Annotated in this window: 19 protein-coding genes and 1 pseudogene; 12 read left to right on the forward strand and 8 right to left on the reverse strand. The window is 58.4% G+C overall.

Features of this window, described 5'->3' with window-relative positions:
* Positions 1-18: 18 nt before the first annotated feature.
* Both IPM39_17690 and IPM39_17695 read right to left on the reverse strand, forming a co-directional pair.
* Positions 19-1,248 (reverse strand): glycosyltransferase family 4 protein, encoded by a 1,230-nt coding sequence (locus IPM39_17690; protein ID MBK8987872.1) that lies wholly within the window; start codon positions 1,246-1,248, stop codon positions 19-21.
* Between the two features lie 52 nt (positions 1,249-1,300).
* Entirely contained in the window at positions 1,301-2,323 is a 1,023-nt protein-coding gene (locus tag IPM39_17695) for a flippase-like domain-containing protein (GenBank protein ID MBK8987873.1), read from the reverse strand.
* Positions 2,324-2,564: 241 nt separating this feature from the next.
* Here IPM39_17695 and IPM39_17700 point away from each other — a divergent pair, with 241 nt between their 5' ends.
* From IPM39_17700 to IPM39_17715, 4 genes are all read left to right on the forward strand, one after another.
* The gene (locus tag IPM39_17700) at positions 2,565-3,320 is read left to right on the forward strand and encodes a hypothetical protein (GenBank protein MBK8987874.1); all 756 of its coding nucleotides are present in this window, start codon (positions 2,565-2,567) and stop codon (positions 3,318-3,320) included.
* Entirely contained in the window at positions 3,313-4,197 is an 885-nt protein-coding gene (locus IPM39_17705; protein MBK8987875.1) for a hypothetical protein, read from the forward strand. The genes IPM39_17700 and IPM39_17705 overlap by 8 nt, the downstream gene beginning before the upstream one ends.
* Positions 4,198-4,317: 120 nt before the next feature.
* Entirely contained in the window at positions 4,318-5,091 is a 774-nt protein-coding gene (locus IPM39_17710; GenBank protein MBK8987876.1) for an enoyl-CoA hydratase/isomerase family protein, read from the forward strand.
* Positions 5,092-5,127: 36 nt separating this feature from the next.
* Positions 5,128-6,117 (forward strand): hydroxyacid dehydrogenase, encoded by a 990-nt coding sequence (locus IPM39_17715; GenBank protein MBK8987877.1) that lies wholly within the window; start codon positions 5,128-5,130, stop codon positions 6,115-6,117.
* Between the two features lie 13 nt (positions 6,118-6,130).
* Here the strand turns inward: IPM39_17715 and IPM39_17720 are convergent, their stop codons facing one another.
* The 4 genes from IPM39_17720 to IPM39_17735 all read right to left on the reverse strand — a co-directional run bounded on the left by IPM39_17720 (position 6,131) and on the right by IPM39_17735 (position 12,315).
* Positions 6,131-7,687, reverse strand: coding sequence for a glycosyltransferase family 39 protein (locus tag IPM39_17720; GenBank protein MBK8987878.1), 1,557 nt, complete (start codon positions 7,685-7,687; stop codon positions 6,131-6,133).
* Positions 7,671-9,278 carry a hypothetical protein gene (locus tag IPM39_17725; GenBank protein ID MBK8987879.1) on the reverse strand — a complete coding sequence of 536 codons (1,608 nt, stop codon included), beginning with the start codon at positions 9,276-9,278 and terminating at the stop codon, positions 7,671-7,673. Before IPM39_17725 ends, IPM39_17720 begins: the two co-directional genes overlap by 17 nt.
* Positions 9,275-11,305, reverse strand: coding sequence for a glycosyltransferase family 39 protein (locus tag IPM39_17730; GenBank protein MBK8987880.1), 2,031 nt, complete (start codon positions 11,303-11,305; stop codon positions 9,275-9,277). The genes IPM39_17725 and IPM39_17730 overlap by 4 nt, the downstream gene beginning before the upstream one ends.
* 200 nt (positions 11,306-11,505) lie before the next feature.
* On the reverse strand, positions 11,506-12,315 hold the full coding sequence (locus IPM39_17735) for a hypothetical protein (protein MBK8987881.1): 810 nt from the start codon (positions 12,313-12,315) through the stop codon (positions 11,506-11,508).
* A 311-nt stretch (positions 12,316-12,626) separates the two neighbouring features.
* On the opposite strand from IPM39_17735, the gene minC reads away from it, so the two are divergent.
* From minC to minE, 3 genes and pseudogenes are all read left to right on the forward strand, one after another.
* Positions 12,627-13,343 (forward strand): septum site-determining protein MinC, encoded by a 717-nt coding sequence (gene minC, locus IPM39_17740; protein MBK8987882.1) that lies wholly within the window; start codon positions 12,627-12,629, stop codon positions 13,341-13,343.
* A gap of 36 nt (positions 13,344-13,379) precedes the next feature.
* Positions 13,380-14,187 (forward strand): annotated as a pseudogene (gene minD / locus IPM39_17745) (septum site-determining protein MinD).
* Between the two features lie 44 nt (positions 14,188-14,231).
* Positions 14,232-14,495, forward strand: a complete 264-nt coding sequence (minE, locus tag IPM39_17750; protein ID MBK8987883.1) for a cell division topological specificity factor MinE — start codon at positions 14,232-14,234, stop codon at positions 14,493-14,495.
* Positions 14,496-14,587: 92 nt separating this feature from the next.
* On the opposite strand, the gene IPM39_17755 is transcribed toward minE, so the two are convergent.
* Both IPM39_17755 and IPM39_17760 read right to left on the reverse strand, forming a co-directional pair.
* Positions 14,588-15,799, reverse strand: coding sequence for an aminotransferase class I/II-fold pyridoxal phosphate-dependent enzyme (locus IPM39_17755; protein ID MBK8987884.1), 1,212 nt, complete (start codon positions 15,797-15,799; stop codon positions 14,588-14,590).
* Positions 15,800-16,304: 505 nt separating this feature from the next.
* Positions 16,305-17,252 (reverse strand): polyprenyl synthetase family protein, encoded by a 948-nt coding sequence (locus tag IPM39_17760; protein ID MBK8987885.1) that lies wholly within the window; start codon positions 17,250-17,252, stop codon positions 16,305-16,307.
* Between the two features lie 294 nt (positions 17,253-17,546).
* Between IPM39_17760 and xpt the strand changes: the two genes are divergently transcribed.
* The 5 genes from xpt to IPM39_17785 all read left to right on the forward strand — a co-directional run bounded on the left by xpt (position 17,547) and on the right by IPM39_17785 (position 21,990).
* Positions 17,547-18,128: a xanthine phosphoribosyltransferase gene (gene xpt, locus IPM39_17765; protein MBK8987886.1), complete on the forward strand. Its 582-nt coding sequence runs from the start codon at positions 17,547-17,549 to the stop codon at positions 18,126-18,128.
* A 24-nt stretch (positions 18,129-18,152) separates the two neighbouring features.
* The gene (gene guaA / locus IPM39_17770) at positions 18,153-19,760 is read left to right on the forward strand and encodes a glutamine-hydrolyzing GMP synthase (protein ID MBK8987887.1); all 1,608 of its coding nucleotides are present in this window, start codon (positions 18,153-18,155) and stop codon (positions 19,758-19,760) included.
* A gap of 168 nt (positions 19,761-19,928) precedes the next feature.
* On the forward strand, positions 19,929-20,738 hold the full coding sequence (locus IPM39_17775; GenBank protein MBK8987888.1) for a hypothetical protein: 810 nt from the start codon (positions 19,929-19,931) through the stop codon (positions 20,736-20,738).
* Entirely contained in the window at positions 20,695-20,895 is a 201-nt protein-coding gene (locus IPM39_17780; protein ID MBK8987889.1) for a hypothetical protein, read from the forward strand. The genes IPM39_17775 and IPM39_17780 overlap by 44 nt, the downstream gene beginning before the upstream one ends.
* Positions 20,896-20,988: 93 nt before the next feature.
* The gene (locus tag IPM39_17785; GenBank protein MBK8987890.1) at positions 20,989-21,990 is read left to right on the forward strand and encodes a hypothetical protein; all 1,002 of its coding nucleotides are present in this window, start codon (positions 20,989-20,991) and stop codon (positions 21,988-21,990) included.
* The last annotated feature ends 24 nt before the right edge of the window (positions 21,991-22,014 follow it).

The following is a 22,014-nucleotide window of genomic DNA, read 5'->3' on the forward strand; positions in this document are numbered from 1 at the left end:
TCGGCGTTCATCCGCGTCCTATTGCTTTACCTGGTCGCGCATGGCGCGGAGGCGTTCGTAGGCGGGTGGTTCGGCCGTTTGGTGAACGGCCGTACCCCCTTCCGTTTGCAGCGCGGTGAACAGACGAAGGTATTCAACGGCCGTTTGCGTCGGGCTAAAACTGTTGGCGATCAGGTCGGGCGGGCGCAGGTAGGCTTCTTTGTGGTCCAGAATGCGGATGACAGCCTGGGCCAGGGCGTGGTGGTCGCCAACGGCCGTCACCTCACCCATGCCGGTCATCGTTACCGGCTGGCGCACGCCAGGCAAAGCGCAGGCAGCCACCGGCACATTGTGGGTCATGGCCTCAATCTGCACCAGGCCAAAACTTTCCGTGCTGTTCAGGCTGGTGACGCACAAAACGTCCAGGTTTTTGTAGAAGGCGGTTAGCTCCGCGCCATGCAGCGTGCCCAGGCGAATATATTGCTCTTTGTATCTTGCAAAGAGTGGGGCCAGCCGGGCAGCGTAAGCCTCTTCGCCCAGGATGTTTTCATAAGGACCGGCGTGCAAGACGACGGCCTGCGGGTATTTCTCGAAGATGTGGGGCAGGGCGTTGAGCAGAACTTCCACCCCCTTTTCGGCGGCCAGCCGGGCGGAGATGCCGATGACCTGACGGCCGTCTAACCCATGCTGCTGCTTAAAGCGCGCCGCGTCGGCATCGGCGCAGGCGGCCAATTCCACTGGCGGCGGGATAATGTGCAGCTTGCGGTCCAGGTACTGCGCCAGGAAAGGGGAATGCGTGCCATAATCGCGGGTATAGGTAACAACGGCGTCGGCCAATTCCCCGGCCAGACGATTTTGTGATTGCACCACCTTGTCCACCAGCCGATTGAAACCGCCCTGCGGCAGTTGCAAATCGCAGTGATAGGTGAGGATGACCGGTTTGCGCAGCAGGCGGCCGCGCATCGCCACACCGGGCGCGTCGAACTGTGGCAGGTGCAGATGGATGGCGTCGGTGTGATGGGCCAGTTTCCAGGCCATCGGCCCAAACTCCGGCATAATCACCCCCTTGCTTACACGCAGCAGAACGGGGATGCGCACAATTTTGACGCCATCCAGCACTTCGTAACGGGGCAGGTCGGGTTCATACTGCGAGGTCAACACCGTCACATCGTGGCCCAACTCCACCAGTGCGCGGCTCAACCGCTCCACATAAATCGTCAGGCCGCTAACCCACGGCCGATAATAGGTTAATACTTCGAGGATTTTCATATTTCATATTTCATATTTCGGCTTTCTGCTAACAGCTTTATACACCCCCACGTCACGAATGGCTTGCCGATTTGCGATTGGCAAACTGGCGGGTGGCATCCAGCACATTGCGGAAGGTGGCCCCGGTGGCGAACAGGCCAATGACGCCGACGATAATCATGGTGACCAGGTTGACGGCGTGATACAAAAAGGCAAAACTGGCGGCGGGGGCGGCTGGCTGGGCCAAAATGCTGGTCAGGGCAAAAATGACGCCGGCGTGGAACACGCCGACCTGCCCCGGCGATGACGGTGCGGCGACGCTGAGGGCAGCGGCGCAGACGACAAAGGCCGACATCGCCCAGGTAAGGTCCAACTGCACGGCGCGCAGCCCAATCCAATAGGCAAAAATGATGGGCAGCCAGACAAACAGCGTCATGACGGTGAGGGTAAGGCCATCTTTGAGGTTGGTCAGGCTGCTCAGTCCGGCCAGCAGGTCGTCTACGCGGGTAACCCAGGCGTCTACGTCCAGGCGGCCAATGCGTTGGAATACGGCCGCGGCCATTCGGCGGACGAACGGCCGTTGGTTGGCCGCCACCACCATCACCACAATTGCCACAAAGGTCCCCAGCCCCGTCACCAGGGCGGCCGATTGAATGTTGGGCGGGATGGCTGGCGTGGCTGCCAATGTCAGCGGCAGCAGCAGCACCATAAACATCAGGTCCAGAATACGCGGCATCACCACCGTAGACAACCCTCGCGCCACTGTCACCGGGGGCACATTGCCAATGAGAATGGCCTGGGCTATGTCACCCAACCGGAAAGGCAGGAGCATATTGAGCATGTAGCCGATGTTTTGGATGTGGAACGCCTGACCGAGAGCAACATCGTTTTCCAGCATGAAGCGCCAGCGGACAGCGCGGAAAAAGAGATAGAGGAGAATGCCAACGGCCGTTAACCCCAAATAGCCCCAATGCGCCGTCTCCAACGCGGCCACAATCTCTGTCGGCTCGATAAACAAGAAAATCGCCGCCAGACAGACAAGGCTAACCAGCATACCCAGCCAGAATTGGCCCTTTTGTTTCTGATTTGTATCCATAGCGGCAGGATTATACCCGACAAGATAACAAGGGAATAGGCGGGCTTGGGGAACAGCGACCAGGCCGACCAGGCCAGACGCCATCGCCATGCCCCGGCAAAAGTGCTACAATCTGGCAAATTTGTGATCATCTGGAAATTACATGGTCCAGATTGAACCAATCTTGGAGATTGGTCCAATCTAAAAAACAGGAAGTTATTCTTAGACGATTACTATGTCCAAAGTAAAATCCAATTCGACAATGAACCCAACCACAGGGTTGCCAACGCCAATGCGCGTGGCGGCGGCCCTGTTGGTTCCGCTGATTGGCGCAGTGCTGTTGAGCAACCTGGCCGGTCTCATCCGCCCGCCGGACCCGGCCAACGGCCGTGCCGCCAACACCCTCTTCCTGGCCTGCGCCGGTGTCATTAGCCTGCTGCTGGGGATGGCGTGGTATGGTCTGGATGGGGTGGGCCTGCGGGGGAAACGGCCGTTATACGCCGGTATTGCCTTTGCCAGCATGGGTTGGTTGGCCTTTCTGGCGGCGCGCTTCATTTGGGTCCTCAACGCGGGTTACGGCCCGGCCGGGGCCACCCGCGCCTTCATTTACCTGATGCTGTTTGAAGCGTTTGCCGTCCAGATTTGGGCTTTTGGCCTGTTCTTCCGCGCCCTGGCCGATTGGCGCGGTCCGCTGACGGCGGCCATCGGCAGCGGCCTCTTATTCGGCATGGTGGGCTTCCTCTTTTTCGAGGAATCCTTTTACGGCAGCCTGAGCAGCCTGTTATTTTTTCTGTTGTGGGGCCTGTTTTATGGCATCATCCGGCTGCGCACCGGCAGCTTTATCGGCATCCTGGTGGTGCAGGCGTTACAAAGTTTTAGCGCCTGGGTCGTCATGGTTCCGGCGGAAAACCCACCAGCCGTCGCCGCCATGCAGATGGTATATCTCGTTTCATCGCTGGCGTTTTTAGTTTTTATCTGGCGGTTGTGGCCCAAACAGCCGGGAGATTATCGTGTCTGAAGGCAGCGTGCAGGTACTCATTGATGATCGGGCGCGGTTGGGCATGGCGCTGCTGGCCGCCAGCCGTTGGCCGGAACAAGAGCAGCGCCGGGAACCCCATGCCGTCCATCCCCACGCCAAGCAGACCCGGCAGTTTGTCGCCGACGTGGCCGCCAACCAGCCGGCCGTTGTGCGCGTGAATCAGCATTTGCAGATTGGCTGGCCGGTGGATGTGCTGTTTACGGCCGTGCTGCGTTGTGATTGGCCTGCTCTACAAGCCCAGGAGCCGCTGCCAGCGGTGTACGACGACGAACAATGGACGATGTGGCTGCGGCAGTTCAGCCGGGCGAAGGATTGGGCCGCCTTTTGGGCGCAGCACGCCGCTGCCTGGCAAACAGCCGCCAACGACCTGACGGCCGTTTTCCGCAGCAGCCCTTTACCCCATTTTGTGGGGCAGATAAGCGGACGGCCGTTCACCCATACCCTGGCCATCGTGCCGAATCTGGTCTATCCGGCGTTAACGGCCGTGCTGGCCAGCAGCCAGGATACCTTTTATCTGCTGCTGCCGCCGCCCAAAGCCGTCGGCGAATCCCCGCCCTGGCCTTACGCCGAAGACCCTGGCTGGGTCCACGCCCAGACCATGCGCCGCCTGCTGCAACACATCCTGGCCGATACCCTGGCCCAACTGGACGAGACGCAGCAGGCGCTGCTGCTGCACGCCGCCACCACCCTCTACCTGGAGCAGGCCATAGACGCCGGCGAAGCGCTGGCCTACCTGGTCCGCAGCAAAAAGCAGCACAAGCTGCCCACCCTCCCCCTGGTTGTGGAGGATTTGCGCGACTATTTGGGTGGGGAAAACGGCCGTGATTTAACGTTTGTGGTAGGGCGGCAGGCATAACCTGATCCCAAAGAGAGGTTTGTCATCCAGGCCGTGTCCCTTTTATTTTGCCTATGTCTGGCCCGCGACCCAACCAAAATTCACAATGCATCATTCACAATTCACAATTCAGGAGACCCCATGAGTTACGAATACATCCTCACCCGTGTAGAAGGGCGGGTTGGCATGGTCCAGTTCAACCGGCCCAAGGCGCTCAACGCCCTCAACCGCGAACTGATGGCCGAACTGCTTCACGCCCTGACGGCATTTGACGGCGACGCGGCCATTGGCGCGCTGGTCATCACCGGCAGCGAGCGCGCTTTTGCCGCCGGGGCCGACATCAAAGAGATGGCCGACGCCACGGTGGTGGACATGTTGGACAACCCGTTCATTAACTATTGGGACCAACTGCGCCAGATCAACAAGCCGATCATCGCCGCGGTGTCTGGCTTTGCCTTTGGCGGCGGGCTGGAACTGGCGCTGGCCTGCGATATGATAGTCGCCAGTGAAACGGCCGTCTTCGGCCAGCCGGAAATCAACCTGGGCATCATCCCCGGCGCGGGCGGCACGCAGCGGTTGACGTATGCAGTGGGCAAAGCGCTGGCGATGGAGATGATTTTGAACGACAGGCGGTTAACGGCCGTTGAAGCGCAGCAGTTCGGCCTGGTCAACCGCGTCTACACGGCCGACAGCTATCTCGACGAAGCCATCACCCTGGCGCAGCAAATCGCCGACCGCGCGCCGGTGGCCGTGCGCCTGGCCAAAGAAGCCATCAACGCCGTCTATGAAACGTCGCTCCAGGCCGGGTTGGCTCACGAGCGCCGCCTGTTTTATATGCTCTTCAGCACGGCCGACCAGAAGGAAGGGATGGAGGCGTTTGTGGCAAAGCGCCAGGCGGTTTGGAAAGGGGAGTAATTGTCAACCGCTCGCCTCTCTGAGTCAAAAATCATCATGACCATTCACGCTCATTTTTTGTATGAACCAGCGGAGTTTTTTCACGTGTTCACCGGGGAAGAGAAGGCGCAGATGGAGGGGCTGCTCGACCCGGCGGTGCAGGTGACATGGGGGCAAGAGGCGCCGGAAACGGCCGTTATCCTCATCGGCGGCCGCCCCAGCCGCGAGCAGTTGCGCGGCCCAAACGTGCGGGTGCTGATCGTCCCCTGGGCCGGGCTGCCGACCCAGACCGCTGACCTGCTGGCCGAATTCCCCCACGTAGCCGTGCATAACCTGCACCACAACGCCGCGCCGGTGGCGGAAACGGCCGTTACCCTGCTCCTGGCCGCCGCCAAGCTCACCATCCCCTACGACCAGGCGCTGCGCCGGAACAACTGGGAACTGCGCTACGGCGAGCGGCGGGCGGCGCTGCTGGCCGGCAAGACGGCGCTCATCCTGGGCTATGGGGCGATTGGCGCGCGCGTGGCCCGCATCTGCCAGGCGATGGAGATGCGTGTGCTGGCTACCAAACGGACGCCGCCGACCATCCAGCCGCCCGAAGCGACCATCTACCCATCCGCCAACCTGCCCCACCTGCTGCCGCAGGCCGACGCCCTGATTATCTGCCTGCCGCTGACGACGGAGACGAAGGGGCTGATCGGCGCGGCGGAGCTAGCTTTGCTGCCGCCAGGGGCGATTTTGGTGAATATCGGGCGCGGCCCGATTGTGGATGAAGCGGCGTTGTATGAAGGGCTGCGGAACGGCCGTTTATACGCCGCCGGCCTGGACGTGTGGTACAACTACCCGCCGGACGAAACAAGCCGGGCGCAAACCGCCCCGGCCAACTTCCCTTTCCATGAATTGGACAATGTGGTGCTGAGTCCACACCGGGGCGGCCTGACGCTGGACACGGAGCGGCTGCGCCTGGCGCATCTGGCGGAGCTGCTGAACCAGGCGGCGCGGGGAGAGGCGATGGGCAATCGGGTAGATTTAGGGCGGGGGTATTGAAGATTTAGCGCGGCTACTTCTGCTCGAAGATGTATATAGATAAGTCGTTGAATTGGACGAGATTGGTCTGGCGATAATGGGCATTCAGCCAGGACAGATGGGGGTGGGTCTGGCCTATAGTTTCATATTCTGCTAACGCAGCCTGAAATATCACAAACCAGATACGCGGATGATTGGCGACGGCCGTTTCCAGATCAGGTATGGCGTAAAGCCCTAAAGCCTCCTGGGTGGCGTAGGCCAGGCTGTCGGCTGGGCTGCCCGGCTCATCGGCGATAAAGGCCATCGGCAGGCGGCGATTGTAATAATGGGTGGGGAAAAAAGTCATTTTATTGCTGTGAATGATCATGTCGTCTGGTGATGCAGCTTCCTGAGCCAGGAAAACGGCCGTTTCCGCAAAAGGTGAGCGCGGGAATTCTGCGTAACGATAATGATTCTGTAATGAAAACAGAGCCAGGATCGCGGCGACAAGCAGCGTCCCCCAACGAATCGGCCGGGGGAAGGACCGGTTTACCAGAATGCCTGCCGCCAGGGTATAGTAGGCCAATGCGGATGGCAGCAGGGCGCGAACAATAAATACCGACCGCCACTGCGAGATTAGAAACGTGAGCAAGGGGGGTAGAAACGCCAGGCAAAACAACAGCCCCACCGGCGTCGGGAAAACGCCGGTACTCAGGGAACCCGCTTTTGCGCCGCGCCGCCACTCCAACAACAAAATCACCGGCAGAAACAGGCTGAAAGCGATGGCCAGCGGCAGCAGCCAAGCAGGCAGCGCCTGGTTGTCATAGGCCAGATGAAAAATCAGGCTCGTTTGCAGCAAAGAGACCAGATCAGGTCGCGCCACCCAGTACGCCTGCTGGATTTTGCCGAACTGGCTGGGCAAAATAGCCAGCCAGGGGGCAAACAGAAGCAGCATCAGGCAACAGGCCAGGAAAAAGGGGCGCAGATGTCGCAGTTGGCGTTCGCGCCACCAGGTCCACAGCACCCAAATGCCCAGGCCAGCGATAAACATGGCGCCCAGGTTATGGGCGTACAGCGTCACCGCGCCGGCTGCGGCAAAAGCCAGCCACTGCCAGCGCTTCTGTTCCACCCAGGCGCGGGCGAAAAAGTAGGTGGTGGTCACAGCGGCCAATCCCAACAGGGCGTACATCCTGGTCTCCTGGGCATAATAGAGCGCGAAGGGGGCAACGGCCGTGATCAGGGCTGCCAACAACCCGGCGCGCCGACCAAACAGATAACACCCCAGCAAATAGACCACGATCACTGTGGTCACCCCCAACAGCACGGATAACAGCCGCACCGCGGCTGCCGATTGCCCGGCAAGACCCATCCAGCCATGCAATATGGTGTAGTAGAACAGGGGATGAACGTCGGCGGCGGCGCCATCGGTCTGGGCGATGGTGCCATACAGCATGGTGGCGAACGGCTTTTCGGCGTACAGTACGCTGAAGGCCTCGTCATACCAGAAGGGACGGCCGTTCAGGTTCACCAGGCGCAGGGCAAAAGCCAGGAAGATGATGCCCAAAAGTATCCCGAGAACGACCCGGTTTTGCTTATTACTGTTGAACGTCATAAATCCTTACCCCAGCTTCGTCATATACCAGGCGGCCAGGAGGGATAACGGCCGTTTCCGCCAACGCCTGTTCATAGATACCGGCATAAACCAGCGTGATCCCCCACTCAGCCAGGAATTGCTCCCGCCAAACGGCCGTTGTCTCCGGCTGCCAAAACGTCTCCACCAGGGCCAACTTCTCCGCCATGTCCAACGTCAGATAGCTCTGTCCCAAGAAAACCCGCGCTGGCGCTTGCCCTGGCAAATAATTGCCCACCGGGTAATGGGCCAGCACCAGATCGTCAGTGGAGGTGTGCGCCGCCAGCCAGCCAACCGCCTGGGCATCGGCTTCCGGCAAAAAGAGCGGGTAATCTGGCCGGACGGCGGCTGCCTGGGTCAAAAAGAGGGCAGCCAGCAACGTCGAGGGCAGGGTGAGAATGAGGATCAGGCGGCGGATTGTGTCGTAAGGCGTGGACGATAAACGGGACCAGAAGGATGGGCTACCTCTTTGCCACAACCAGGGCAGAATGACTTGTTCCAATCCGTAAGCCGCCAACGTGCCCAGCGGTACAACCAAAGCCAGCAAAAAACGGCCGGAATAGGAGACAGGCAGTGCGAGCATGGCGATCTGCACCACGGCCCAGACCAGAACAAGAATCTCGCGCTTATCACGCCACCAACGCCACGCGCCGATCAGAGCCATTGGTCCAATAAGCGCCAGCGAGAGCGCCAATCCCAGGATGGATGGCGGGGGGACAACGTTGTCTTGCACATGAGTCAACGCCCACAAAGCATCACGATAGGCCCAGAAACCATAGTAAAAGACAAACGGGATCATCGGGCCTAAAACCGTCGCCCCGCCGAGAAATAGTTTCCAAAAGGGCAGCCGCCGCTGCCCGGCCAGAACCAGCAGATAGACACCAGTGATCAGGCCCAGGGCGGGGACCATGTAGGGGTAAGTGAGGCCGGTGAGGCAGCCGCAAACGGCCGTTGCCCCCCAAAACCGCTTCTGGCCGCTGCGGGCGGCAGAAAGCAGACACGCCTGGTACAGGATAACCAACCCCAGGCCCAGAGCAAAGTGAGGCGTAGCCATCAGCGGCATCATCACCCCCCATTCGCTTACGCCTAATTCCGGGATTTGCTTCAACGGGGCGCCGGTGATGGCCGCCAACCAGCCCAGGCCGCCGCCAAAGACGGCCAGAAACCAGGCGGTAGCCTGCCAGCGCGGTTGGCCGGGCAAGGCAGCGCGCACCCAGGCCAGCAGCGCCAGCAGCATGAACAGCGATGAAAGCAGGCGCGCTCCATGGAACCAGAGCAGCGCTTCGCCGCCCAATCGCGCCGACAGATGACCGAGCAGCAAATAAAAGGAATACATAAATTTTGGCCCGATAGCTTCTGGCGAAAATTGGAAAGCGAAAAGCCACTGCCCTTCCCGGCCCTGACGTATGGCCGACAGATAGACGCTGGTATCGTCTGGGTTGATGAGCGTGGCGGTGAAAACCTGGCCCGGTGGCGTCGTGGCCGCTACCCACACATAAGGCAGGGTGATGAGCGTGAGGGCCAGAATCAGCCATACGGAAAGCTGCCGCAGCGTTAGATGAGGTTCATTCATGGCACAAATTCATAGAGAGTGTACTGGTCTGACCATTGTTGAATGGGGCGCAGGTAACGGCCGTTGAAAGCCGCCCAGGTTGCCATATCCGTCTCAGTCACCGGATCGAAACCCGCTTCGACGATGAATCTCAGTCCCGCGTCATACAGCAGCACGTGGGTCACGCCCGCCTCTTGCCAGACGCGGGCAACCGCTGCGGCATTGTACTCATGGAACTGCGTCAGATGGAGCCAGGTATCCAGGATGGGGTCTGGCTGGCAAAAGACCTGGCAGCGGTAACTGCGCGCCTCCCATAGGAATTGCACGTGAGCGTCGGGGGGGAGTTGGTTGACGGCCGTTATCGCCTCATCATATACGCCCAACATGCGCCGCAAATAACGCGCTTCGCTCTCCAATCCCACCACAACCGGCAGGGGGTTCAACCCCCAGAATGCAAGCGTCTGGCTCACTAGAAGCAGCAGGAGCGTCAGGCTGATAAGCACTCGAACCAGCCAATCCACAGCCAACTGGGGCAGCTTCCAACGCTGTGTGCCAGCCAGGGCCAGACCACCCAGTAAGGCAAAAAGCGCAAATGCGGGCAGCAGCAGACGCACTTGCAGCAGCAGCGCCGAGCGGGCAATGCCCCACAGCCAGAAGGCAAAGGCGACCCCCGCCCAAAGCAGCAGCCAGGTCGCCCACCGGCGCGTTGGCTGGGAAAACTTCCCCCAAGTGAGTGGCAGCAGAAACAATAGGCCCAGGATAAACGGGCCGATGGTGCCATCGTAGGAATCTTGCGCCAGGGTGCCATCCAGAATGGTAGCTTCCAGCGGGGCCAGCAGCAAGCTGAGCGGCGCAGTCGCCCACAGCCCTGTGCCGGGCCGGTTGTACCACCAGGCGCGCCATTCATCCCAAAAAAGCGATTGTGCGCGAAAAAAGGGATAGATGGGATTGCCGGTTGTGAGGTAATTCTCGGCCAGCCAGGGCAGCACCAGGAGAATGGCGATGCCGCCGACGGGTAGTAACCGTCCAGCAAAAACCTGGAAGCCTTCTTTCCTGGACCCCCAAAATATACCCAGAGTCACAGCGATCGGGGCGGCAACTGCCGTGTACTTCAGCCCGCCGCTAAAACCCAGCATCAGGCCTATGACGATCAGCCAGCCCGTTCGCCGGGTTTGCCACCAGCCGATGAAGGCGTAGAAAACAGCCGTTGTGTAAAACAGCAGCGTTACGTCTACATAAGGCCAACCCATCAAAGTCAACAGCAAAGGAGACGATAGCAAGACAGCTGCCGAGAGCCAGGCCGCTTCCGCGCCAAAAAGCTGCCTGGATAGACTGACCAGCAACAGCAGCGCTAACAGCCCATAGCCAAAATGGAACAACGGCGCAACGCCATCACCCACCAGCAACATGCCCAACGTAAAGTGCATCTGGCCCAATAGCGGGAAACCAAGCTGCGGGATGTTCAGCGGATGCACAAAGCGTCCGGCCTCGATATACAGCTTTGGCCCGACCAGATGATAGGTCAACGAGTCCCAGGCAACCACCGGCGTCAACGCCATGATGAAGGTGAAAAGCAAACTCGCTGCGCCATAAACCAGGATCAGCCAATGCAGGCGGTTTTGTGGGCGGGGCCACCCCACCTGACGCAGCAGCAGGAGAGGCTGCCGCCAACGACGAAACGTGACGCCGCCCAACGCCAGGACGAAAAGCCAGGCTGTCAGGGGGCGGAATAAACCAACAAAACCAAACAGGGAAAAGGCAACCGCCAATAATCCTAACCCAATCCCCAGGGCCAGGACCAATCGCGCTGCGGCATCCTCTTCGGTTAGACGCAGGCGCCCCAACAGCAGCAAACCGGCGCAGCCAGCCAGCCAGGTGAGGGCCAGCCAGGTGAGGATGTTGAGAGTAGTTTGGGCAACGGCCGTTATTACCTCCATCTCAAACGGTTTGTGCGCCCAAAAATAGCCGCCCGCCAGCAGGCCCAACCATAGGAAGGCAAGTAGTCCGGCCAATAATTGCTTGCTGGTTGTAGGCTCTTCTTGTTTCACTCTGCTCACACCTTTTCTTACAGCCTATCGGAAAAGTAAAAATTGATACCCGGATGACACGGATTTAACGGATTTACACGGATTCTCTGGTGATTTGTCTGTGAAAATCCGGCCTATCCATTCAATCGGTGTACCTACTCTTGAGATCTCCGACAGCCTGTTGGCCTTCCAATTCGCCCAATTTAAGAATTGGCCGATTGTCAAAACCCGAGAAGCAAACTAAGAACAATTATCCAAAGACCTAAAACGGCCGCAATCATTTCCGCCGGCAAGGTCATCAAAGCGGCCAACGCCCCTGCCCAGGCATGAAGCAGCACATAAGGCGAAAGGCAAGGCGCGGCCGCCATAGCAAACTCTTTACGGCGCAAGCGCATGGCCGCAACCAACAGCGCTAACCCAACAGGTATCGAAAGCGGCCAGGCGCTGGCGTTCCACCATTGGTCAATCTCTTGCTGCCAACGCAAAGGCCACAAACCAAAAAGAAGAAATGAAGCCAGCCAGGCCATTGCCACCGGTGTAAATGTCTTGGCAACCGCAAGCAATTTGCCTTCGCGCCACGCCTCAACCAGCCAAAAAAGAGCCACCCCAGCCCCCATTTGCGGCTTGATGCTGAGAAACAGCAGCCCCACAGGCGGCGGCAAAACAAATCCCAACAACACCAAAGAGTCCTCGTTGCCATTGAGCAAAGAATGCAGTACCGGCGGAGACAACAGAAAAAAGAGCATGGTTGTCGCCGACGCACCCAAGCGATACGCGGCATAAACAAATGCTCCCAGGCTCAATACGAAGAACAGCGCCCGCCCCACATGCTCTGGCAGTAAGGCCAACGGTAACATCGGCAGCAGCGCCCATGGCGGGCTGGGAAAACCTTCTACCGTGTAAGGAGAACGGCCGTGCAGCAGCTCTTGGGCGGCCGGGCGGAAATAGAGATGCCAATCAACAGCCGGTGGCAGCCACGCTGCCAACAAAAATACCAGAACCAGCGCGAGCAGACCTGTGAGCATTATCAATAAGATTACTTGCCAATGCGTTCGATTTTTGGAGGTGGTCATCGCATTATTATCTATCGCGCTTCGGTTGGCAGCCCATCATTGAGGTTTGCCAGCTCGTCAACAAACTATCAAACCAACAAACAAACTTCTCAGACAGGCTTCATTGTTCCCCAAGTTTAACAATCATCCGACTTGCCCGCATTTACCCATTGGTCCCAAAGAACTGCTTGCAATTGACCCGGTTTTGTTGTATTATTTCAACAATAGGTATTGTTGTAATATCCCGCACTGGTTTAATCCGCAGCACAACAGACAACAAGTTCGATGACATGATGACCCAAACAGACCAATTCATCCGCATTCGCGGCGGCCGCGATGGCCTGCTCATCGCCCTGAATCCAGGCCCATTTGCCGATCTGCACGCGCAGCTGGCCGATGAATTGGCGCAAAAACACAGCTTTTTCCAGGGCAGCCAGGTGACGCTGGATGTGGGCGCGCTGCCACTGCGCCGGGAACAGTTGGCCGATTTGCAGGCGTTGTTCGCCGCCCACAACCTGGAGTTGTGGACGGTATTGGCCGAAAGCGACCTGACCAAAGAAGCCGCGCAGGCCCTGAACCTGGCGACGCGGGTGGCCGGCAGCCAGACCGATTTAGATGGACGGCCGTTAACCCACCCTACCCTCACCCAGGCTGACAAAACCAAACCTCCGGCTGCCAACGGCCTCATCCTCAAAGAAACCCTGCGCTCCGGCCGTTCTATCTACCACGAAGGGCATGTCGTCGTCATTGGCGACGTGAATCCGGGCGCGGAAATCATTGCCGCCGGGGATGTGGTGGTGTGGGGGCGGGCGCGGGGGTTGGTCCATGCCGGGGCGTTGGGCGATGACACGGCCGTTATCTGTGCCCTCGTCCTCACCCCCACCCAACTGCGCATCGCCGACCAGATCGCCATCCCGCCGGCCGCCGCCCCAGACAAACTGCTGCCGGAAAAAGCCTCTATCCGCGACGGACAAATCATCGCCGAACCCTGGCCGTATAAGAGTTGACAGTTGACAGTCAAGTGTCAAAACAAGGAAAAGATTATGAGCGCAAAAGTAATCACTGTAACTTCCGGCAAAGGTGGGGTGGGCAAAACCACCGTCACCGCCAATATCGCCGCCGCCCTTGGCCATGTTGGGCAAAAAAGTCGTCGCCCTGGACGCCGACATCGGCCTGCGTAACCTCGACGTAGTGATGGGGCTGGAGAACCGCATCGTCTACGACCTGGTAGACGTGGTGGAAGGGCGCTGTCGCCTGCGTCAGGCGATGATCAAAGACAAACGCCAGCCAGAGCTGTACCTCATTCCCGCCGCCCAAACCCGCGACAAAATGGCAGTCAGCCCATCGGACATGATTCTGGTGTGCGACCAACTGCGCAAAGAGATGGATTACATCATCGTGGATTCACCGGCCGGAATCGAGCGCGGCTTTCGCAACGCCATCGCCCCGGCCGACCAGGTACTCATCGTCACCAACCCGGAAGTATCGGCCGTGCGCGACGCTGACCGCATCATTGGCCTGGTGGACGCCGAAGAAAAAGGGCCGGCCAAACTAATCATCAACCGCCTGAAGCCGGCCATGATCGCCCGCGGCGACATGCTCTCCATCGAAGATGTTTTGGACATTCTGGCGATTGAGTTGATCGGCGTTATCCCCGAAGATGAATCCATTTTGGTGTCCAGCAACCAGGGCACACCGCTGGCAATGAGCAGCGCCAATGGGCTGAGCGCGGCGCAGGCATTCCGCAACGTGGCGCAGCGGCTGGATGGGGCCAGCGTGCCGCTGCTGGACCTGACGTACAAAGCTGGTTTTATGGAACGTCTGCGTGAATGGTTGGCAGGAGCCAATTAACGCCGCCCAGGTGAAATTCCCGGTGGAATGAAGGAGAACAAACCATGAGCTGGATTGACCGGTTATTCGGCCAAAAAGAGAAAAGCGGCGCAGTCGCCAAGCAGCGCCTACAAATGGTTCTGATCCACGACCGCAGCGACGTTTCGCCGGGCGTGCTGGAGCAGATTAAGGATGACATTATTGAGGTCATCGCCAGACGGTTGTCTATTGACACAGAACACGTGGAGATCAGTTTGACCCAAGATGGGCGGGAGAGTTGTCTGGTGGCGGAGATTCCTTTGCTGGCAAACGGCCGTACCCGCGCCTGAGGTTTTTCAGACCGGACAGGTTTGCACAAACCTGTCCGGTCTTGACAAATGCGAAAGAGCCGAAGGGTTTTCTGCAACCCTTCGGCTCTGCCTTAAATAATCCCCAACTTCTTACCACCTTCGATAATCACATCGGCGCAGTAATCAATGTCTTCCAGTGTGTGGGCGGCGGAAATGCACGCCCGCAGCCGCGCCAGACCTTCCGGCACAACCGGGGCCACAATCGCCTGCACAAAAATGCCGTTGTCGCGGCAATATCGCGCCAGTTTTGCCGCCGATTCGGTCGCGCCACAGACAACCGGCACAATCGCCGTTTCGGTGTAAAGCAAGTTATACCCCGCCTCTTTGAGCTTATCGGCAAAGCGCAGGTAGTTGTTCTGAATTTTCTGCACCCGCCACGGTTCTTCTTCAATGACATCGAAGGCCGTTTTGGCCGCCGCCGCCGAAGCCGGGGGCACGGCTGCCGAGAAGATAAAGGCCCGCGCTTCGTGCTTCAGGAAGTTGATCAGATCATGGTTGCCGGCCACGTAGCCACCGGCGCTGGGGATGGTTTTGCTGAGGGTTCCCATCTTGATGTCAATGGTGTCGGCCGGCAGCCCAAAATGCTCTTCAATGCCATGGCCGGTTGCACCAATCACGCCCACCGAATGGGCTTCGTCAATCATCAGGTAGGCGCCGTACTTTTTGCATAGGCGCGAGACTTCCGGCAGGTTGATGATGTCGCCATCCATGCTGAACACGGCGTCGGCAATCACCAGGAGACGGCCGTTCTTTTCTGCCTGTTGTAAGCGCAGTTCCAGGTGTTCCATGTCGTTGTGGCGAAAACGAACGAACTTGGCCATCGAGAGCAGACAGCCATCCACAATGCTGGCGTGGTTCAGCTTATCGCAGATAACGGTGTCCCCTTTGCGCAGCAGGCTGGAAATGGTGGCCAGGTTGGTGACGTAGCCGCTGGACATGGTGATGGCGGCGTCGGCCTGCTTAAATTCGGCGATGCGGGTTTCCAGCTCATTGTGCAATTTAAGTGAGCCGGACAGCAGGCGCACACCGTAGGTTCCCGTGCCGTAGTGGTCAACAGCCGCTTTGGCCGCCGCGTTAATTTTAGGATGACCAATCAGGCCCAGGTAAGAATACCCGCCGAGCATGATCATTTCACCATGGTTAATCACGTTGACACGGCCGTTTGGTAATAATTCCTGGGTCGCTTCCAAATAAAAATAAAGGCCCTCTTCCTTATAATGTTCCACATCCCAGAGCATCTCTGGCGTCAAAGCCAGTCTGTCCGCAGGTTCTGTTGTATTCATCCTCATCTCCTAACGTATGATTTCGCTATGGGTGTATTTCATTTCAGTCAGAGGGACAGCGGATTAACAGGATGTACGGATTTACTTCTGGACCACGCTGAGGAACGAAAATTCAATCAAGTGCGGGACTCTTCATTCCCGCGCAGGCGGGAATCCATGTTTTTGCAGGAGTGGGCGCCTGCCTTCGCAGGTATGACGCCCTGAAGTTCCGTAGGCTATTTAATCTTCGTTCCTTAGCGGCAAATCCTGTAATCAGTGTTCTCCGCCCTATTTTCACAGTTCATTGAAACACACCCTTTTGCTATATTGGGTCTGCAAAAGATTAAATTCCATCAAGATCCATCCGTTTTCGGGAACTTGTCAGGACTAATCACAAAGTCTAAGCAGTTACCACAGCTAAAGGTAAAGATCGCCCAATTCTATCGGAAAACCTGACAATAAAAAAGCCCCGTCAGGTTTGGCGATAAAATACCTGCGGGGCGTTTCTTTCCCATTGCGCCACAGTTTAATGATCGCGGTTTAACACCGAGTCAATCAAAGCAGCCATCTCATCGCGGGCGGGCGAGGGTGGCACTTTGTCCAACGCCCGGTGGGCGCGAGCGGCCGTTTCTTCGGCCTGCATCCGGGCAACTTCCACTGCCCCAGAGGCGCGCAGCCCGGCCATCATCTCCTGGATGGGGTCTGGTTCTTCTAGTTCAGCAACGGCCGTCAGCCCATCCTTCTCCTGCTGCCCGCCATTTTGCGCCACAGACAGCACGCCACGCCCTTGCGTCAGGTCCAGACCCACCGGTTTTCCCATCGCCTCCGGGTCGCCAACAATGTCCAGAATATCATCCACAATCTGGAAAGTCAGCCCCAGATTATAGGCGTATGTTCCCAGCGCTTCGATGACCTCTTCCTCAGCGCCAGCCAACCAGGCGCCCAACTGCGCTGACGCTTCGAACAGGCTGGCCGTCTTCAGGCTGATGATCTGCTTATACGTCTCCCGGTCCATGGAGCCAGATTTAGCTGCCGCCGCTTGCAGCGTCTCTCCTTCTACCAACCGGGTACAAGCATGAGCAATCACCACGTTAGGCCACGCGCCATATGGAGCCATCAACTCATACACTTTGGCAAAAAGGTAATCGCCGGTTAACAGCGCAAACGTCCGCCCCCATCGCGCATGGACCGTCACTTTGCCCCGACGAGTCAGGCTGTGATCATTGATATCATCGTGAACCAGAGTCGCCGTATGAACCATCTCCACGGCCGCAGCCATCGCCACCACAGACTCTATGTCTTGCCCACCGGCTGCCAGATACGCCAGCAGCACAACACGCGGCCGTACCCGCTTGCCACCAGACGTGACAATGTGCAAACTGGCGTCTTCCAGCAGTTGGATGTCGCTGGCGACAACAGCTTCTAACTTGTCCTCTACGGCTATCAGCCCTTGCTGTAATAATTTACTTACCATAATATGTACCCTGTTCACAACTTTCAATTTTTTTTGAACGCTTTAATGGATTATAGAATACGCCCGAAGGGGCGTCAAGAAATTTGTGAAACTTATCCCAATTGTCTAAGGTTGCTAACCCGTCCGCCAACGCGCATAATAAGGTGTAAAAAAGGGGGCAGCGGGCTTCCAGCATTCGGTCATCCGCTATCCGTTATCCAGCTTGGCCGCTTGCGGCGAAGGTCCTGGGAGCAGCAAATCCGACTCACGGCACACGGAACACGGAACACGATTTACAAAAGCCTGCCATTGTCTATGAACGCTTTACACGAACGCATTCTTAAAGAAGGGCAAAACCTGGGGCGGGGAATTCTGAAAATTGACAGTTTCCTCAACCACCAATTAGACGCCGAACTGATGGAAACCATCGGCCAGGAGATCGCCGACCGTTTCCGCCACACCCATCCCACCCGCATCCTGACGGCCGAAGTCAGCGGCATCATCCCGGCGGTAATGACCGGGAAAGCGCTGGGCAACCTGCCCATTGTCTACGCCCGCAAGCACAAACCCATCACCATGCAGGAGCCGGTTTTTGTGGATTCGGCTCCCAGCCACACCAAAGGGGGCGAAGTGCTGCTGATGGTCTCGCCAGAATTTTTGCGCGCTGAAGATCGCATTCTCATCGTGGATGATTTCCTGGCTACCGGGCGCACCATAGATGCGCTGGGGCGCATTGTGCAAAGCAGCGGGGCCACGCTGGTGGGCATTGCTGCTGTCGTCGAAAAGACGTTTGAAGGCGGGCGCAAAGCTCTGGCCCATTGGAACGTACCCATCGAAGCCGCCGCCACCATCGTCAGTATGGATGATGGGCGGATTGTATTGGGGATTGACCATTGACCATTGATAGGAAGGGCAAACTCTATGACCTACCGACAACATGATACGATTGTCGTTTTGGATTATGGTTCGCAGTATTCGCAGCTAATCGCGCGGCGGGTGCGCGAGGCCAATGTGTTCTGTGCGCTTTTCTCCTGGTCCACGCCGGCCGAAACCATTCTGGCGCTGAATCCAAAGGGCTTTATCCTCAGCGGCGGGCCAAACAGTGTGTATGATTCCGGTGCGCCAACCCTGCCGGATTATGTGCTGCAAAGCGGCCGGCCGGTACTGGGCATTTGCTACGGGATGCAGTTGTTGGCCCATCGGCTGAACGGCCGTGTCGCCGCCAGCGCCAGACGCGAATATGGCCCAGCCACGCTGCAACTCAACGCGCCAGACAACCCGCTGTTCCGCGATTGGCGCCTGGACGTTGACGGTTGGCTGGCGTCGCCAGACGTAAACACCGCCGACCAACACCTCCAGCAGGTGTGGATGAGCCATGGCGACAAGGTGGAAGCGCTGCCGCCGGGCTTTCAGGCCATCGCCCACACCGCCAATTCTCCTTACGCCGCTGCATTCGACGCAGCGCGCAATGTGTACGCGGTGCAGTTCCACCCAGAGGTCGTCCACACCCCCCAGGGACGATTGCTCCTGAGCAATTTTGTCCACCACGTCTGCGGCTGCGCCGGGGATTGGACCCCGGCCAATTTTATTGAAGAACAGGTGGCGGTGATTCGGGAACAGGTGGGCAACGGCCGTGTCGTGCTTGGCCTCAGCGGCGGCGTAGATTCGGCCGTGGCTGCCGCCCTCATCCACAAAGCCATCGGCGAGCAGTTGGTCTGCATTTTTGTGGATCATGGGCTGCTGCGCCAGGGCGAAGCAGCGCAGGTGGTGGAAACCTTCCAACGCGAGCAGGGCATGATGTTGGTCGCCGTCAACGCCATCGAAGAATACCTGGAAGCGCTGACCGGGGTCACAGACCCGGAACAAAAACGGCGCATCATCGGCGAAAAGTTTGTGCGCATTTTTGAGCGCGAGGCCAACAAGCTGGGACAAATTGATTTTCTGGCCCAGGGAACCATTTACCCGGACGTGATTGAAAGCGCCGGCAAAGACAAAAAAGACGCCCACGTCATCAAAACCCACCACAATGTCGGCGGGCTGCCAGAAGATATGGACTTTGAGTTGGTGGAGCCGCTGCGCTTGCTCTTTAAAGACGAAGTGCGGCAAATCGGTGCGGCGCTGGGCCTGCCAGACAGTCTCATCTGGCGGCAGCCATTCCCCGGGCCAGGATTGGCGATTCGCTGCCTGGGCGAAATTACCTGGGAACGGCTGGAGCGGCTGCGCCTGGCCGACGACATTTTTGTGGCCGAGCTGCGGCAAGCCAACATGCTGCGGCAGGATACGCAGCAGTCGTTTGCCGTGCTGCTGCCGGTGAAGAGCGTGGGGGTGATGGGTGACGGCCGTACCTACCAGGAGGTCATCGCCCTACGCGCCGTCACCACCGAAGATTTCATGACGGCCGACTGGGCGCGTCTGCCATATGATTTTCTGGCCCACGTCAGCCGCCGCATCGTCAACGAGGTGAACGGCGTCAACCGCGTGGTCCTAGACATCACTTCCAAACCGCCGGGAACCATCGAATGGGAATAGGCCTGCAACCGGCGCACAACTTCATGCGTATTGGGGAGCATGTTGATCGGGAAGGTTTATGGGTTGGTTGGTTAACCAACCAGCAAACTGTCAAACCAACAAACCATCCCAACTTATCTCAGCGGGGATCAGTTTCGCTGTTCTCCCCAATAGTTACCGGAGGGTAAAATGGATTACGGTCAAGTGATTGCCGATGCCTGGCGCATCACCTGGAACAATAAATACCTGTGGGTACTTGGTTTTTTGGCGGCATTAACCAGCGTTGGCAGCAGTGGCAACTCATCGAGATATTCTTTTGGCGAAGGCGACTTCGCCAACCCTGACCAGGCCATGCGCATGGGCGCACTGGCTTTAGGGCTGGTTTGTATCTTTGGCATTATTGGCATTATTCTGTGGCTGGTCAGCATCGCCGCTCGCGCCGGCCTGGTAGACGCAGTGAACCGCCTGGATGACGGCGAGACGTTGACCCTGGGCAAAGCCTTTGCGGCCGGCCGGCAAGCGATGTGGCGGCTGTTGGGCGTTTACATCATCACCTATCTGCCGTTGATATTGGTGGGGTTTGTGGTAACCATTGTGGCCATAGTGGCGACAGGCGGCGCTGTTGCCATGTCTACCATTGCCCAGAATCCGGACGAACTGCTGACCGGCGGCATGGCAGGCGGCCTGGGTCTTTTGGCGCTCTGTTTATGCCTCTTCGTTTGCGCCCCGATCCCGGTCGGGTTTGTGCTTAGCTTCGTGGCCGAATTTGGTGTACGCGCCACCGTTATCAATAAGCTGCGGGTTACCGACAGCATTCGTCATGGTTGGCAAGTCTTCCGCGCCAACCTGGGACCGGTCATCTTGTTGTCTATCTTGCTTTTTGTCATCGGCATCATGGTGGGCCTGGTGCTGAGCATGATTATGCTGCCGGTGGCCCTGGTGTTTTGGCCCGGCTGTGGTGAGTGGCATCGCCAACGATGGCGCTTTAGGCCCGCTTAGCATCACCTGGATGATTGGCGGGACCATCTTCCTGTCCATTTTTGGCGCGGCGTTAATGTCGGTTTACCAGACCTGGGTATCGGCGGTGTGGACGCTGGCTTACAAAGCGTTGACCGGCAAAAGCCCGGCCGATATTCCGGCGGCGAAAGCATTTTAACGTTCGCTTCCAGAGTCCCGACGCTTAAAACGCCGGGACTCTGACGTGAAAAGGGCGCACATTGGTGCGCCCTTTTCACGTCCGGCAAACAACATGGACATCGGGGAACTGCTCTTACGCGCCGGCCGCATCACCTGGCGGCACAAAACATTGTGGTGGCTGGGCCTGCTGCCCGGTTTGACGCATGTTGTTACCGCGCTGCTGCGCCTCTGGTTCACCGGCTATGCGCGCCGGGAATGGTGGCCGCTGTTGGCCGGCCTGGATCCGGCGCGTTTGCCGGCTCTGGAGCAGTGGCTGTTTTCGCCGGCGCTTTCCGGCGCTTTGTTCAACGCCCAGTTTATGGTAACGGCCGTCCTGTGGCTGTTTCTGGCAGGGATAGGCTATTGGCTTGTCTTTACCCTGGCCGAAGCGTCGGTCATTGCAGTCACGTTGGGCATTGTGAACGGCCGTCCCATCTCGGTGGGGCGCTCTCTGGCAATTGGCCGCCGCTTTTTAGGCCGGTTTATCGCCATAGACGCCGTGGTGTTTTTGCCCTGGTTTGTATTGGCTCTGGCAGCCATGCTGGTTGGGTTGGTAACGGTGGCGGCGACGGCCGTTTTCGCCTTGCAAGAAACGGCGGTGCAATCGCTCATCGCCACGATGGGGTTAGGGCTTAGCTGCGCCGCGCTGCTGGCCTGCCTGTTGCTCCCGGTCAGCTTCCTGTCGGTACGTTTTCGCGCGCTGGCGTTTCGGGATACGGCCGCTGTCGGTGGCCCAGTGCGGCAAAGCATCCGCCACACCTGGCAAACCATCCGGCAAAATCTGGCCGAGGTGTTGATTTTGGTGGCGATGTTGTGGGGGCTGCAATACATCTTCAACCTGCTCATGAGCCTGGTCAGCCTGCCATTGGGTCTGGCTGCGGCCGTGCCTACCCTGCTCAGCTTTAGCCAAACAACCGGCGGCGCGACAACGGCCGCAGCCAATCTGCTCAGTCTGGCAGCGGCCGTACTGCTGGCAGCGCCCCAGGCATTGCTGTTCGTATACGTCAGCGTCGCCTGGACCCTGGCCTACATGCAGTGGGCGGGCAGCGAGCAGCGCACTCAATCCGAAATTTGAAATCCGAAATCCGACATTCCCTGG

Origin of the sequence: Candidatus Leptovillus gracilis (genome assembly GCA_016716065.1) — a bacterium.
In the GTDB taxonomy this organism is placed as follows: Bacteria; Chloroflexota; Anaerolineae; order Promineifilales; family Promineifilaceae; genus Leptovillus; species Leptovillus gracilis.